The organism is Bacteroidota bacterium, assembly GCA_016711505.1.
Lineage (GTDB): Bacteria > Bacteroidota > Bacteroidia > AKYH767-A > 2013-40CM-41-45 > JADKIH01.
In genome coordinates this window covers 463,554-481,219 of sequence record JADJSV010000002.1, presented here as the reverse complement: position 1 = coordinate 481,219, position 17,666 = coordinate 463,554, and the positions used below count along the sequence as shown (strand labels likewise).

5 protein-coding genes are annotated in these 17,666 nt (G+C 39.6%); 2 read left to right on the top strand and 3 right to left on the bottom strand.

All coding sequences use genetic code 11. The features are described 5' to 3' along the window. Window positions 1-76: 76 nt before the first annotated feature. Together IPL24_05650 and IPL24_05645 are read left to right on the top strand one after the other, a co-directional pair. Window positions 77-10,561, top strand: a complete 10,485-nt coding sequence (locus IPL24_05650; GenBank protein MBK8363174.1) for a T9SS type A sorting domain-containing protein — start codon at window positions 77-79, stop codon at window positions 10,559-10,561. 924 nt (window positions 10,562-11,485) lie between these two features. Further along, window positions 11,486-13,405 (top strand): tetratricopeptide repeat protein, encoded by a 1,920-nt coding sequence (locus IPL24_05645; protein ID MBK8363173.1) that lies wholly within the window; start codon window positions 11,486-11,488, stop codon window positions 13,403-13,405. A gap of 47 nt (window positions 13,406-13,452) precedes the next feature. Here the strand turns inward: IPL24_05645 and IPL24_05640 are convergent, their stop codons facing one another. The 3 genes from IPL24_05640 to IPL24_05630 form a co-directional block, all read right to left on the bottom strand. Continuing rightward, complete coding sequence (locus tag IPL24_05640) at window positions 13,453-13,845, bottom strand: hypothetical protein (GenBank protein ID MBK8363172.1); 393 nt, start codon at window positions 13,843-13,845, stop codon at window positions 13,453-13,455. 106 nt (window positions 13,846-13,951) lie between these two features. Further along, complete coding sequence (locus tag IPL24_05635) at window positions 13,952-14,719, bottom strand: T9SS type A sorting domain-containing protein (protein MBK8363171.1); 768 nt, start codon at window positions 14,717-14,719, stop codon at window positions 13,952-13,954. 89 nt (window positions 14,720-14,808) lie between these two features. Continuing rightward, complete coding sequence (locus IPL24_05630) at window positions 14,809-17,586, bottom strand: CotH kinase family protein (protein MBK8363170.1); 2,778 nt, start codon at window positions 17,584-17,586, stop codon at window positions 14,809-14,811. Window positions 17,587-17,666: the final 80 nt, after the last annotated feature.

The following is a 17,666-nucleotide window of genomic DNA, read 5'->3' as shown; positions in this document are numbered from 1 at the left end:
ACTTCAACAGGAGTAAAAGATTATCCAATCGGTGATGCAACACAATATGCACCTGTATCTTTAAATGTACAGGTGATTGTTCCCTGATGGTGGAATTATAGCACGTACAGAGCCTGGTGTGCATCCGGAAATTGCTTCTTCAGGAATTGACCCGAATAAAGCAGTAAACCGTTTCTGGAATCTTACCAATGCAGGACTGAATTTTCAGGACTTAGTTGTTACATTCAACTGGGATGCTGCAGATGTTGATCTGAATGCAGACTTCAATAACTTTATTGTAAAAAAATATGATGCACCTGACTGGATAGATTTCCAGGTGTTCAACAGAACAAGTTTATCGATCACAGCAGGACAACTTACATCATTCTCTGATTTTCAGATCGGGGAAGCTGCGACTCCAATACCGGGTGCTGCCTTAAGTTTAGATGGTGTTGATGATCTTGTAATTGTTCCTGATGATGACGCTTTAGACCCAACTGAATTGACAATTGAATGTTGGGTTAAGCCGAGAACTGCTGACGACTATGCAGGTATCATCATGAAAACCGAACCGTCTTCTTTTGCAGATGGATACGGATTAAACTTAAGTGGCGGCGGTACAAATTTTACATTCTTTGTAAACGGCTGGGGATGGCATGATGCGAATTCAACTACTACTATTACTCCCGGAGAATGGTACCATGTTGCAGGTACATATGATGGCTTCGACATGAAGTTGTATGTCAATGGGGCTCTTGAAGCAACAGTGCCATATACAGGAACAGTCAATGATACAATATTCGATCTTATCCTTGGAAATGACAATTCAGGATATGCATTAGACGGAACTCTTGACGAAGTCAGAATCTGGAATCGTGCATTGTGCGAGACCGAAATAAGTGCTAATATGAATTGCGAGATCCCGACAAACGCTCCGGGTCTGGTAGCATACTACCCATTGAACCAAGGAATTGCCGGATCAAACAATCCTTCAGTAGACATTGTAAACGATGCTTCCGGAAATAATCGTAATGGTGTAATTCAAAACAGTTCACTTTCAGGAACAGAATCAAATTGGGTTGAAGTTGGCGGAGTTGTTTCAGGAACTTCATGTACACCCATTACACTTCTGACATATTATGCAGATGGTGATGAAGATACTTATGGAGATCTGAATAATTCTATTCTTGTAGGTAGCGTTTGTACTATACCTCCAGGTTATACTGAAAGCAGTGCAGACTGTAATGACAATGACCCTCTAATCAATCCGGGTGCAACAGAGATTCCAAACAACTCTATCGATGAGGATTGTAATGGCAGTGATTTAACTTCCGGCGGTCCGGGTTCTGCATTGCACTTTGATGGTATAGATGATTATGTAGCGATTCCAACAATTAGCACAAGCTCTTTCACAATTGAAGTTTGGGTGAAAGCTGATGCAAGTCAAAATGCTTTTGTATGGGAAAGTGCTGCTTCAATTTCCGATCCTAGTTTAGAAGGATCAACTGAGAATCTTGAATTTTGGCTGAGAGATAACACTTCTGTATCAACAGGTCCATTGGTTCTTGGCACATGGAATCATATTGCTTGTACCTATGACGACCAAACTAATTTACAATCTATCTATGTAAATGGTGCATTTGTGGCATCAGTTACTGCAATAGGCGGTGGACTTGGCAGTTCAATATATGTCGGATCTAGATTAGGAACTTCAGGATTCTACCCGGGATCTATGGATGAACTTCGTATCTGGTCAAGAGCATTAACGGCCCAGGAAATTACAGATCATTATGCTTGTGAAATTCTTGCACCGCAATCAGACTTGTTGGCCAATTATCATTTCAATCAAGGTATAGGAGAAAGTGATAACACAACACCAATGATTGATCAGTTAGCAGATGCGGCACTCAACGGGAATGGAAGTCTTTTCAATTTTACACTTGACGGAAACACTTCAAACTGGATCACCAGTGGCGGTGTTGTTACAGGTACAAATTGTAATTTACCGGGAACTTTCTATGCAGATGTTGATGGTGATGGATTTGGAGACAATGCAAGTCAGATCATTGATGTTGCTCCTGTTCCGGGATATGTAGTTAATAATCTGGATTGCGATGATCTTCATACAACTTATTATGATTATGATAACGATGGTTTTGGAGTACTGCCGGCTACGCCTTGTGGAAGTTCATTTTTCAGTAATGATTGCAGCCCTAATAGTTACAGTGAAGGTCCCGGTGCTCTTGAAATTTGCGACGGAACAGATCAAAACTGTAATGGAAATATCAGTGAAAATAATTCACTTTCATTTGATGGTGCTACCAGCTATGTAGAAATGCAGGACTTCAATCTTGGAACAAATGATTTCACTATTGAAGCATGGATTCACCCATATGCAACAACTAACGGATATATTATCACAAACAGAACGAGTGAATCTGGTGGTGCGGGGAATTGGTTCGGACTTAAATTTGATTCCGGAAATCTTATGCTAGAACTTGCAGAAGCCGGAGCTCCTGGTTATTTAGTAGTTTCCGGAACAACTTCAATCTCGCTCAATCAATGGACACATGTTGCAGTGGTAAGAGCAGGGATGAATTATAAGATCTATGTAAATGGAAGAGTTGACGAATCCATAACTGACACTTACTCCAGAGATTTAACATCAGGATTTAATGTTGGCCGACTAGGCGGATGGCCTGATTTCAATCTTGAGTGGTACTCCGGAAAAATGGACGAGGTACGTATCTGGGATGTAGCAAAAACACAAGCAGAGATCAGATCCAAAATGACTGCTTATGTCTATTATGAACCGAATTTAATAAATTATTATCCTTTCGATCACGGTACAGCTAACACCGAGAATCCAGGAGTCAACATTCTTACTGATTTTACTTCGACCAATAACATTGGTCAACTGATCTCTTTTTCACTTTCAGGAGACTTCAACGTTTCTAACTGGAATGGTGGTTATGCAGGTACAATGTATTATGATCTGGATGGTGATGGCTTTGGAGACCCTAATAACTCTATAGTTGTTACATCTCCTTGCTTTGCACCTGGAAACCTTGTGAATGACTATAATGATTGTGATGATTCAGATATTAATACTCACTCAGGTTGTACACCGGCAGCTGCTCTGGATTTTGATGGAGTTAATGATTTTGTTTCATTAAACACAGTCGACAATCTTCCAACCGGCAACAGCCCTTATACTCTTGAAGCATGGATCAAACCAAATACAATTAACTTCAACGAAGGATTCATAGGATATGGAAACTTCGGAACACAGAATGAATCTAATGCGATCAGATTTGCCGGACCAACACAACTGGTTAATTACTGGTGGGCGAATGATCTTATAGTGATGATTCCAAATATACTTGATGGTAACTGGCATCACATTGCTGCCACGTACGATGGTACAACACGTTCGATATATACCGATGGTGTGTTACGCGGACAAGATACTCCGGGCACTTTAAATGTTCCGACTGCAAATAATCTTCAGATCGGAAAATCATTTGGTAATGAATTTCTGGATGGTGCATTAGATGAAGTCAGAATCTGGAATGTTAGCAGATCTCAATCGCAGATCGTTGACAATATGAACTGTGAGATCGGTGCTCAACCCGGATTAGCTGCTGCCTTTCATTTTAATCAAGGCTTTGCTAATGAAAGTAACGTAAGTGTTATAAATGATACTGATGTAAGCGGCAATGGCAACAATGCAATACTGAACAACTTTGACCTTGAAGGTGCGACATCAAACTGGGTCTCTCCGGGTGGAGTTGTTACAGGAACAAATTGTGTATGCTATGTGAATATCCCTGACGTCAACTTCAAAAATGCTTTGCTTGCAAATGCAAGCATCAACACAAACAGCAATTTAGAAATTGAATGCTCGGAAGCATTAGCTTTCAACGGTAATATGGATGTAAACGGCCTGTCAATTTCAGATCTGACCGGAATTGAAGCTTTCACATCATTAACGGTTTTACAGGTTTATAATAACCAGTTAACAACAATTGATGTTTCTGCAAATACACAGTTGAATTATCTTGATGTTGGAAGTAATCAACTAACAACATTAGACGTTTCTTCGAATACTGCACTTCAACAATTAGTATGTAGAATTAACCAGCTTACGACAATCGACATCAGCTCAAATACAAATTTATTCTGGCTTGAATGTCCATTCAATAACATTACATCACTTGACTTAACAAATAATGCAAACTTAACTGTTGTTATTGCACTGGGTAATCAATTGACAAGTTTAGATGTAACGAACAATCCACTGTTATCGACATTAAACATTTCAAACAATCCGGGCTTGACTTCAATCGATATGAGTCAGAATCCGGGTATCACGCAGTTCATAAGTCAAAATAATAATTTAACTGAACTTGATCTTTCCTCTACTCCAAGCTTATCGGACTTACTTGTAAATCAAAACAACCTTTCAAGTTTGAATATCCAGAATGGAAACAATTCAAACCTGATTTCATTCAATGCAACAGGAAATCCTTCACTTTCATGTATTCAGGTTGACAATGTGAACGACATGAATACTTTCTGGAGCGCAGGAAAAGATGCAGGTGCATCGTTCAGTACTAACTGTTCTTTCGTATGTAATTTATCACTTACAACATCTGCAGGCGATACGTTATTTGTTTGTGCAGAAAACGGAGCAACAAGTGGTGATGTAAATCTTGTTCCGTTGAATGGTGTTGCGCCTTACACTTATACAGGAAGCGATACTCTGAACCTTGTTACCGGAACATACAATTATTTTGTTACTGATGGTAATGGATGTACAGCGACAACAGAACTGAAAGTATTCGTTACAAATTGTATCATTCCATATTATGAACCACCAACGAATGACACGATCGATAATCTGATCGGATCTGAGTTGACTCAATTGTATTCATATCCTGATTCTCTCGTCGATACTACTGCTGCGAATAATATCTTTAAGATAGATGAAATCCAGGGCGAAGTATTGATCGAGGTAATTGCAAACGTAGGTCAGTACAATACACTTCTTGCTTTATTGCAAACTCCTGCTTATGGCATGAATAGTTTGATCGATAATGGCGACACTACTCTGATCATAACAGGAATGTATCCGATCGCAAATTTACCGAAGCTCGATTCATTGCCAATTTTGATAAATTATGCCCGGCCATACTACACTCCAATCAATGGAAATTTTGCGCTGGCATCAACCGGTTTGACAACATCGCAAGGTGATTCAGCTCAGATGTCACACAAAGCCAAACAAGCCTGGAAAGTTTCCGGTGATGGTGTAAAAGTGGGTGTACTTTCTGATAGTTACAATACTAAATTCGGTAGCCCTACTCCTGCTGAACGTGATGTTCAGAATGGTGATCTTCCGGGTGCTGCTAATCCGAATTTCAACACAGACGTAATTGTTTCTGAAGAATATCCTTATGGAACAGGATCTGATGAAGGTCGTGCCATGCTGCAGATCATTCATGATGTTGCTCCAAATGCTGAACTGATGTTCCGTTCCGGTTTCATCAGTGCCGGCAACTTTGCTGATGGCATCAAATCACTTCGTGATTCAGGATGTAAAGTAATTGTCGATGACATCACCTACATCACTGAACCATTCTTCCGCGATGGTGTCATTGCACAAGCTGTGGAAGATGTTTCTGCTACAGGTGTGAACTACTTTACTTCGGCAGGTAACTTCGGAATAAAATCCTACGAAGGCAATTTCACTCCTATCGCAGCCCCTGCCGGTTATGCCGGTGCTGCACACGATTTCGGTGGTGGTGATTTCTATCAAAGCGTAACACTTCCAAAAGGAACTTATACGATCGCTCTGCAATGGAATGATGATTTCTATTCTATCGGTGAGATCGTTGGTGCTCAGAATGACCCTGACATCTTCCTGGTCGATCAGTTCGGTGCACGTCGGTTTGGCGTCAATCGTAACAACATCGATGGTGATCCACGTGAGATCCTTCCATTAGTTGTGAAGGTTACTTCGCGAGCAAACATCATTATCACCCGCAAGAGTGGTGTTGGCAATGTTCGTTTCAAATATGTCATCTTCCGTGGTGAAGGTGTGATCAATGAATACAATCAGGGAACAGCAACTGTCATCGGACAGGCAAATGCTGAAAGCGCTATGTCGATCGGTGCAGTGTTGTATACTAATACCCCTGTTTATGGTGTGAATCCTCCGACAGTAGCTTCCTTCTCTTCACGAGGTGGAGTGCTTATCGATGGTATCGACAGACAGAAGCCTGACTTCTGCGCTCCGAATGGCGTGAATACAACTGTGAATTTCGGCGGCGTGAATATTGACAACGATCTTTTCCCTAACTTCTTCGGTACTTCTGCTGCTGCTCCGCATGCTGCGGGTGTGGCTGCTCTTTTGATTGAAGCCAAAGAAAAATATTATGCAGGCGAAACATTCAACGGTGCACAAATGAAAGCACTCTTGAAATCGACTGCCATCAACATGGATGGTGCAGGATATGATGCAGCAACAGGAGCAGGATTCATTCAGGCCGATGCTGCGCTGCAGACATTTGCTAATCCGTTCCCGATCATCGATGATTATCATTTAGCAGATTCTGCATTCACACCGGGATTACAACCGATCACGCTTGTCATCAATGGTGAATACATTGCTCCTGATGCTTCGGTCATCTTCCAATACGATACAATTCCGGCTACAGTGGTCGGCAATCAACTTACTGTGGAACTTCCTGATTTCTTAGGTAACCCGCCACTGGTGGTTTACAATCCACCGATCGCTCCAAGTGGTCTGGATGGTGGAGTAAGTGATTCTATTTATTTACTCAGCACGATTCCGCAGAACGTAAAAGTGACCATCAACAGCGTTAACAAAAAATATGGCGAGGTCATTCCTGCTTATTCTTTTGATGTTACGATCAACGATGTTCCAATGGCAAGCACAGGACAAACTTTATCTACGCTTGGCTTGACAGACGTTACCTACTCTACCAATGCAACCAACACTTCCGATATCGGTTTATATTTCAGACGCGGTCACTCTGCGGTGACGGATCTTTCCAATCCGCAGTCACTCGCGCTTTCTGCAATCTTCAACTATCAGTTTGTGGATGGTGTTCTTACTATTGAAAGAATGCCGATCATGGTCACACCAAACGATATGACATTGGTTTATGGTGATGCCATCAATGGAAAAGATATTCAGTTCACATATGTTTACGATGATTCTAACATTGATCCTTCCGAACAACTTTTATTCCATGATTCATTATCGGAAGAACATCAGTCTGCCATGTCAACTTCAATTGTACTGGTCGATGGTAAACAAGCCGTCAACGGACTGAGTGCTGCCGATTTCCAGAACATGAGTTTCCTTGTCAGCGGAAAAGCGGCTGTCAACGGTAAACAAGCTGTCAATGGAAAACAAGCAGTGAACAGTATCTCTTACGACACGACCTATTACATTCCGGTACATCCGGCATCGATCTTCGATTACCATATCGATTCAACCAATGCTGTACTATACAATGGCAAGCAAGCCGTGAATGGTAAAGCAGCCGTGAACGGTAAGCAAGCCGTGAATGGTAAAGCAGCAGTGAATGGTAAACAAGCAGTGAATGGTAAGCAAGCCGTAAATGGAAAGCAAGCCGTGAACAGCAATACCTTCAACGATGAATCAAACGAATACGCTGTACTGATCGTCGATTCACTCGATGTGTATGGAGATCCGAATGATTCGATTGTTGGTTATACTTCCATGAACATGATCACCGGTATCACAGTAGGAAACTGGGTGATCGCTCCGGGTGTATTGTTATCGGAAAACTTCGACATCTCTTACGGACTAGGAACACTTACGATCGTTCCTGAAACACTTACTGTAAAAGCAAACGATACCACTGCAGGTTGCAACGGTGTTCAACCGGCTTACACGTTCACCAACTCCATCTACCAATACGAAGATGCAGACAGTAACGTGATTGCAAGCGGACCGGTATTTACTATTCTTGACAACATGAATGTGAATGTTGGCAGTGGTAATCTTGCAGGTGGAACTTATCAGATCGTTCCGAGTGATCTGGTACAAGCTGATACTCCTGCCAATTATATTCTCGTATATGAACCGGGAGTGTTGACGGTAGATGAATCATTAACTCTATCAACTTCACAGGGAAATATCAATTGTTATGGCGGCACAACAACAGTTACCATCACGGCAAGTGGTGGAACATCGCCTTACTCCGGCGATGGCGCTCATACTGTAACGGCTGGAACACAAACTTTTGTTGTAACAGATGCAAAAGGTTGTACTTCTGAAGTTACTCTCACAATAACTGAACCTGCACAGTTTGTTGCATCCTCTTCCGCAACAGCTATCGCATGTTATGGTGGTGAAACTACCATTTCTGTTTCCGGTTCCGGTGGTGTTGAACCATATTCAGGAACGGGAGATTTCAATGTTGGTGCAGGCATGTATAACTATACTCTCACTGATGCAAACGGATGTTCTACATCTACAATGATCACTGTAACCGAACCGTCGCAATTAATTGCGGCTGCTTCGAACAGTACTTCTATATCATGTTTCGGAGGTTCAACATTAGTTGATGTGACAGCAAGTGGCGGTACATCACCATACAGCGGCACAGGTACTTTCGCGCAGTTTGCGGGTACGATGGCTTACACTGTTATTGATGCCAATGGATGTGCATCTGAAATTTCACTTACACTGACTCAACCAACAAAAGTTGAAGTACTAACAACGACTACACCTTCATCATGTTCATCAAGCGATGGCTCAGCCACAGCAAATGCAAGCGGTGGTTCGGGTAGCTATAGTTATCTATGGTCAAATGGACAGACAACTCAAACAGCAAATAATCTAACGGGTGGAAATTATTCAGTTACAGTTACAGATAGCCAGGGATGTACTGCTTCAACCAGTGCTGTTGTTAACACAACAGGTGGTTCGATCATTGTTCCGGGATCCATTTCCGGTCCGGCAGGTGCATGCCGAAGTACATCAGGAATTGTTTATTCGGTGACACCGGTTCCGGGAGCATCTTCGTATATCTGGACACTTCCTACAGGAGCAACAGGGTCTTCAACTTCAAACAGTATCACTGTAGCTTTTGGTCCTGCATATGCTAACGGATTTATTTGTGTAGCTGCTGTAAATGTTTGCGGCACTTCTGCAACATCTTGTCTGAACATTCCTGTGAACACAGTGGCGCCTCCGGTTCCTGCTGTAATTGCAGGTCCGGTACTACCATGTGGTCCGGGAATACATACGTATTCCACTTCTGCACCTAATGCAACAAGTTTCAACTGGACAATAACAGGTACAGGTGCATCTATTGTAAATGGACAAGGAACAAATACGATACAAGTCAGCATTCCTTCGAACTTCGGACAAGGTTCAATTCAAGTTCGCAGTGTGAACTGTAAAGGATCAAGTGCTGTCCGCGGTATGACAATCACAGGTATCCCTGCTCACTCTAATCCGGTTACAGGTCCGACGTTTGTCTGTGCAGGCGGAACAGGAGTCTATACAATGAATACTGTTGTTGGTGCAACATCTTATACATGGTCAGTTACAGGTGATGCAACAGTTGCATCTACAGTTACGACTGCATCTACTACAACAGCGACCATCAACTTTGGTCCGGCATGGACTTCAGGAATGGTTACTATTACTGATGCAAACAGTTGTGGTTCGTATTCGCGTTCATTCGCTGTGAACTCTACTCCTGCTCAACCTGGATCGATATCAGGACCGGGAAGCGGCGTTTGCGGACTATCAGAGGTTACATATTCAATTGCTCCGGTACCAACGGCAACGTCTTATAACTGGACAGTTCCGGCAGGTGTTACGATTCTTTCTACTGCACCAAACGGATTGTCTATTAACGTCAGATTTACGCCTGCATTCACATCCAATTCGTCAACGATCTGCGTTTCTGCAAACAGTGCCTGTGGAACAGGACCTGCGCGGTGTTTCACAATTACATCACGTCCTGCGGCTCCTGTGATCAGCGGCCCTACGTCTGTCTGTAAAACAAATTCATCCGTTGCTTATAACATTGCACCGGTTTCAGGTGCGACTTCGTATTCATGGTCAGTTACAGGTGGCGCATCAATTTCACCTTCGGGAACAAGCGCAGTAGTCAATTACAATACATCGCTGAATCCTTCTTCAATAATTCGTGCAAATGCTAACAGCTTATGCGGACCTTCACAACCGGGACAATTGAATGTTGCAGTGAACCTGTCGTGTCGGACTGTTGCCGATGAAATTGAGATCACCGACTCTGAAATAGTAGTATATCCAAATCCAACTTCAGGAAAAATTCTTGTAACGTTCAATTCAGAAACTGAAACGAAATATCTGATCAGGATCACTGATCTTATTGGGAACATCATTTCAAATGAAGTATTCACTTCTGAAACCGGAATGAACACGAGAGAATTTGATATTACCGGAGTGACCAAAGGAGTTTATATGGTTACATTATCGGCTGATGAGGTGGTAACAAAGACAACAAGAATTGTTGTCAGATAGAATCAATGAGCATTATGAAAAAGGGGGTGTTAGGCAGAGGCTTGACACCCCTTTTTGATTAGGATTAATGGATTATAGGATATTAGGATTATAGGATTATAGGATTATAGGATACTAGGATACTAGGATTATTGAGTACTGGATTAAGATATTTCAGCTATGGTTTGATAATTTTTTTTACCGGGATTTTTTTGGATTATAGGATTACCGGGATTGGGATTATAGAATTATTTTGAACAGATGGCTCTTTTTGGCCCAGGAGTAAATGGATTATTTAGTATACCGGGATGTTGTATGATTAATTTATGGCTTTTAAATTTATTATCAAAAATTTTTAGCAAATTGTCATAGTTCTGAAGATCCAAAAAATGAAAAGCACTATTACAAGTAAGTGGTATCTCTCTTTCTTACTTGCAATTATTTTCCTATTTGTATATGAGTGGATAAAAAAAATAACGACTGCTCAATCTGCAATTGAATTTTACCTTGAATCCGTTATGTTGATTCTTGTTTTCATTATTCTATATGCAATAATTTTCAAGCATTATTCTCTGTCAAGGTTGGTAAAATTTTGGGCAGTAATTATTATGCTAATTAGTTTTTCCTTTCTATGCACTTCTATATTTTGTTACTATAGCTATACTGATTACGTCCTTCATACCGGATTTAAGGGGATAATTTATTGGGGTTTACGTTTTCTTGCTTCCTGCGTTGTTTTTTGGGGTAGCAGGAAATGGATTGGAAAAATTAACGAAGAAATAAGCTCTGATTCCAACTGATACCCTACCTTTTTTATCCAATTTGCGCTATCTGAATAAATCAACATTTTTATTGACGGGCAATTCTTTATAAAATAATCAGAAAATCACTTTTGAAAGAACGTATTTTATTAGATTTACAAACCACACCCAAATACGCACAGAAATGATAAACAAAAAACATTGGTTTATTCTATTCTTTTTAATCAGTTTTTTATTTAGCAATACAAATATTCCTGCAAGTGATTCTGACAGTTTAAAAGAACTATTAAAAACAAAACTTCCCGATACCACCAGAGTAACTGTATTAAATGCTCTGAGCAAAAGTTATTTTAACGTTGCTCCGGATACGTCAGTAAAAATTGCAAATTCCTCTAAAGAACTTGCTGAAAAAATAAACTTCAAACCGGGTCTGGCTCTTGCTTTAAAAAATATGGGAATTGCATATTATCTGCAAGGAAATTATATCGATGCAATCAATACCTGGCAAAAAGCCCTGGAGGTATATAAATCAAATGGTGATAAAGTTGGAGTTGCAAATATGCTGAGTAAGCAGGGTGCAGTTTATTTCAATCAGGGTGATGATGATAAATCACTGGAGTTGCATTTACAATCATTGAAAATGTCAGAAGATGTAAATGACACCTTATGCATTGTCACTTCGCTTACCAACATAGGTGCCATTTATCTGAACAAATCTGCTACATATAAGAAAGCAATCGACAATTTTAAAAGAGCTTATACATTAAGCAAGCTGATTGACGACAAATATATGATTGGAACATCTGCTGTTAATCTGGGGGAACTGTACTATCGCCTAAATGACGATTCTACTGCAATGGTTTATCTCAATGAGGCTCAAAAAGCTTATGCCGGCACTGAAGATCTTCCTTATGCACTAAATTATCAGGGTCGTGTTTATGTAAGACAAAAAGAATATTCAAAAGCGATAGAGACCCATTTAGAAGCACTGAATATTTCCGAAAAACTAGATACGAAACTTGACAAAACACAATCACTCGTAGGACTGGCTCAGGCATATCTTGCTAAAGGCGATCTTGGACTTGCGATCAAAAGATTTCTTGAAGCAGTCGATATCGGAAAATCTTTGAATGCAAATATGGAAGTGAAAGATGCATATGAAGGTTTAGCACAGGCATATTCGCAGAAAAACGATTATTCAAATGCCTTCAAATATCAAAATCTGTTGTTATCAATTAAGGATACCATCTATAATATTAATACAGATAAAAAACTAGGAACACTTCAGTTCACTTTTGATCTCGAAAAAAAGGAATCACAGATCAATTTACTTACAAAAGATAAAGTGATCCAGGATCAGACAATCAAACGTCAGAAGTTAATCCGGAATGGTTTCGTAGGAGGATTTTTAGTAGTCGGATGTTTTGCATTCATCTTTTTTGGTCAACGAAACAAGATCAGCAAAGAGAAAAAACGAAGCGACGAATTACTCCTGAACATTCTTCCTGAGGAAACTGCAGAAGAGTTAAAGTTAACCGGCACAGCACAACCTCAGAGCTTTGATCTGATCTCTGTAATGTTCACTGACTTTAAAGGCTTCACTCAATTGTCAGAAAAATTAAGCGCGAAAGAATTAGTAAATGAGATCAACGAATGTTTTTCTGCTTTCGATCACATCATGACAAAGTATGGGGTAGAGAAAATAAAAACCATCGGTGATGCATATATGGCAGCGGGTGGATTACCTACACCAAATCAAACTCACGCAGTGGATGTTGTTAATGCTGCCATTGAAGTACGCGAATTTATGGACGCTCACAAAGCAAAGAAGGCTGCTGCAGGACAATTATTTTTTGAGATCCGAATAGGAGTTCATACCGGACCGGTCGTAGCAGGAATTGTCGGAGTAAAGAAATTTGCATATGACATCTGGGGTGATACTGTAAATACTGCCAGCAGAATGGAAAGCAGCGGCGAAATAGGCAAAGTAAATATTTCAGGTACTACCTATGAAATGGTAAAAGACAAATTTAAATTCCAGCATAGAGGAAAGATTCAGGCTAAGGGTAAGGGCGAGATTGATATGTATTTTGTGGAGAAATAGATTTCCAATGTTAGACACTAAATATCTTCGAAACCGTATAATCTTCGTTATTTAATAAAGCCTGATCTCATTTGAAGTTCACGTCTTACTGCTTTAAAAAGTTCTGCTCTGCTCTTTTGGTTATCATTGCATAATTCTTCAAGCGACTTTTGCTTATAGAGAATTTCGTTCATGTAAGTCACATTGTGAAGATCACTTTCCATTTTAACTTCGCCTTTTTTATTTCGTACAAATTCAATTGTATGTGAGATTAAAAATTGTCGCACTGAAATATTTTTCAATTGTTCAATTTCTTTTAAGTCTAAATTCCTGAAGAGCTCACATACGATCTCCTCCGCTTCAGGAATAGAAATTTTAAACCTCAATACGATTCCATAAACTGTCCGACCATATTTATCATATAGCTCTTCTAAAGCGGGGTATCTGTTTAGGTTATTCATAAAAAAACTAAACAGAGTTTAGCAGAAACTTCCCCTAAATTTCTATGCCACCTTTAAATAAAAAAAGCACTCCGGAAGAGTGCTTTTTTATCATGGATTCCAAGTATTAATTTTTCAAAATGCGGAAAGCCTTGTTGACCTTTTGATTTATCCAAAGCAAATAAACCCCATTCGTTAAATTGTTAATATCAATTGAACTATTCAATGAGTTAATTGTTCCCTTCGAAACTACTTTCCCTAAAGGATCTATAATCGAATATGATTCTCCTATTAAATTCGAATTCAGATTTAGCATCGAACTCGCAGGATTTGGATATATGCTAAGATCAGTCAACTTAGTTTCCGTTATTCCGACATTAGAAGTTATATTAACTGTAAAGTCATCGAAATTCCCATACTCATATAACCCGCAAGCACCATATCCATTTGCACTTACCGTATAGCAATCAGTTCCCCAACCTGCTATTACACGCATTCTATATGCCCCATCAGCAACTGTATTCGGAACGATAATCAGAAAGCTGTATGTCTGCGGATCTCCGGCAGTATATTGATAATACAGATTTTCTGTTGAATCAAAGTCGCCGTTAAGATCATAATCGATCCATACACCTACTCCACACCAGGCTCCGTTCAAAACAGTCATCGGTGTTGCGATGCCTTTAACTAATGTAGTTGACATCGATGTATAATCCGAAATTGTACAATCTGTACTACCAAGTGTCCACTGGATACTGTCAAGTGAAATTTCCTGATTGTTCCATCCAAAGCAACCTTGATTGAAAGATGGTTCGCAATAGGTTATTTGCCCTTTCGACATCTGCACAAGAGGGATAGTCAAAAGAATAATCAAGAGTAATTTTTTCAGTTTCATGTTTGTGGAATTTGATTGTTAACTTATTATCAAAGTTAAAAAAATCTTCTAATTCCAAACAAAAACCATGGGAATTAATTACCCATTCATTAATGATTTACCATGAATTTTCCTGTTCTACTTCCAGCTCTGAAAAAATAGATACCATTTTCCCAATTTTCTGTATGAATCAGAATCCGTTTTTCCATATAATTTTCATAGACAATTTCACCTAAAATATTAAAGATCGTCAGATTCCCTGACTCATTTTGCGAAGTAGAAATATTAATATACTCATTGGCCGGATCCGGATAAATTGAAATCCCTGATTGAGAAGAAACATCATCTATACCAACAAAAAATAAATCCACAAAAACGCAATCAAACATCTGGCATGAATTAGAATCTGTAACAAGTAAACAATAACTGTTTTCAGTATCAACCAATAATGATGAATCAGTGTTGCCTGCACCCCAGAAATAAGTCTGAAATATTCCGGGAGAATTAAGCTGATAGGCAGCTGCAGAACTGTGAATTGTATCGACACCAAAATCAAGTATTGGTATAGGATGAACAACAACTGTACGATAAATTGAATCCATGAACATTCCTTGTGTTGCAACCAATTTTACAATGTAAGTACCGGCCTGACTAAAAATATGTGTCGGAGAAATTAAAGCAGAATTTATTGAATCACCAAAATCCCAGAAGTATGAACTAGCATTAACAGACATATTAGTAAAGGCAATTGTAAGCGACGCACATCCTGCAGAATCTGTCATCTCAAAACCTGCTACTACAACAGGATTATTATTGGCATAAAAAGTTGGCGCTTGTATTACAAAATCCCCCATACCATTTGGAAGTCGTGATAATGACAGATCAGTTTGCTGAATTCCGAATTCTACTACATCAACAATTTCAAGGACTGAATTCAACAAAGTAATTCTCTCACCATCTCCTGACATCTGAAAATTTGCATGATACAATCCTTCTTCACCATCTTCATCAGTCCAGATAATTAAAAAACTATCCGGCTGAATAATAGTACCCGCCGGCATTTCCCATTTTCGAATATTCAATGTATCATCGGTCAGATAATAACCGCTGAGATCCACAGGTGAATTAGACCGATTGTACAATTCGATCCAATCTTCATAGTGACCAAGACTATCCGTAACTATGGTTTCATTCTTTGCCATGATCTCATTCAGTACAACTGAACTATCGGCACTCCGGCTTGGATTAACATAGTAAGTATAAACATCCTGTTCTGCGCCTACGGGATTGTAGCTGGCAGTTTTATCAGAGTTATCTGCAATAGCTTCTATATAAAACCGAACCCTTGTGCCGGCTATTCTCCCGGGAATCTCTGCACCGTAGACATGATCTCCTGCTAATTCATCTTCATGCAAACCATCATCGTGCATTGTGATCTTGGAAAATTTCCCTGTAAGCAGATCGGAATAGTACAGATATACAATATCAACTCCGCCTGCTCTGCTTACACTTGCGTTTACATTTACATCTTGCATACTTACAGGAATCTTCCATAAGGTATCATCCGTTTTGTATATAACATTTGTAATTACAGGACCAACTTCATTCATTTCAGAATTTCCCAAAAGATATGTACGTCTGTCGGTAATAAAATCTTTTATCACATCAATCTCGTCTTCAAATTCTGCATCAGTATAAATTTTTATAGGATCATTCAAAACGATATCTTCAATCATATCATAATACTGATCAAGTTTTGGGAAAGTAGTTGCAGGATTAAAATCCTCGCTGATGATTGTTTTTAAATGAGCAATATACCGCTGACGGAATTCAGGAACAGATAAAATTCTTTCGAGGAGAGGATAGTTAACATCAGTAGAATGATAAAATGGTCCCCATGAAGTTGTAAAGTCTACATCATATGCATCGTTGCCATCCATTTCTATTGGAACAATACGTCCGGATTCAGGTTCAAAATAAATATAGTAGTCAGTTTTACCTTTAAGCACATAACTATCGTCATCGCAATAGGCAATTTCACTTGCCAGAAACCAGAGTGCCCGATCAATATCCAGATAATCGCTTAGGATGTTTGCCATTCTGGACGGTGAAACAGTATCCAGCACATTACAAAGCTGAACCAACTTTGTCCAATGATCCGGTTGATCCGAAAATTTCAAATAATAATACGGCTGATAATCTGTACTGTCGGTTCCAAGATTATTTAGTGCAGCTGTGCCATCACCATCACTGCCGGAACTTGCAGGACTACCTGGCGGACGCTTGCATCTCCAGCTTGCACCATCGTTTGTATAGAACCACTCCTTATAAAGGTCCTTGTTTACTTGCTGTACATTTGCATACAGACCCCAATCCTGCCCATTAATAAAAAGGTGAACATAATTTCCTTTTGTTGTAACTACATGATCCTTTATCAGATTCTGATAGGTGATCTCACGCAGGAAGGACGGATCATGATAACAATTATTCAGATTCAATGTTCCATAACCCAGCAACTCCTGTCCTTCAATAAAGGCATCCATTGAAATATTGAACGATTTTTTCGGCGAGGTTCCGATGTTGTTGTACGATGAACTTCCTTTGAATCTCACACCAACACTATCAAATGCTTCGCCATTAAAAATTAGTTGCGCAGCAAGATCGATACCGTCATCAAAATTATCTTCAAGATCATCCCAGTAATCATTCTGAGGGAAATTCAAATGAATCTCATTAATTACAGATTGATCGTATAAGCCGGTATTCGGAAGATGTCCTGTTTTCAGCATTCTTCCATCACTGCTCAATTGAATTTCATCGGGAAATTTCTGAGCCTGAGTTATAATAGTACAAATTGAGAAAAATATGATGGTAAAAATTTGCTTCATAGATAGTGATATAATTTTTCAAAAATACAACTTTAAAGAAACTAGCAAGCATGAGTGTAGCTGAAAACAGATAAATTGCC

Bases quoted from the DNA above. Each gene is read 5' to 3' on its own strand.
- IPL24_05640 (MBK8363172.1), bottom strand. From the start codon at position 13,845: ATGAATAACCTAAACAGATACCCCGCTTTAGAAGAGCTATATGATAAA.
- IPL24_05635 (MBK8363171.1), bottom strand. From the start codon at position 14,719: ATGAAACTGAAAAAATTACTCTTGATTATTCTTTTGACTATCCCTCTT.
- IPL24_05630 (MBK8363170.1), bottom strand. From the start codon at position 17,586: ATGAAGCAAATTTTTACCATCATATTTTTCTCAATTTGTACTATTATA.
- IPL24_05645 (MBK8363173.1), top strand. From the start codon at position 11,486: ATGATAAACAAAAAACATTGGTTTATTCTATTCTTTTTAATCAGTTTT.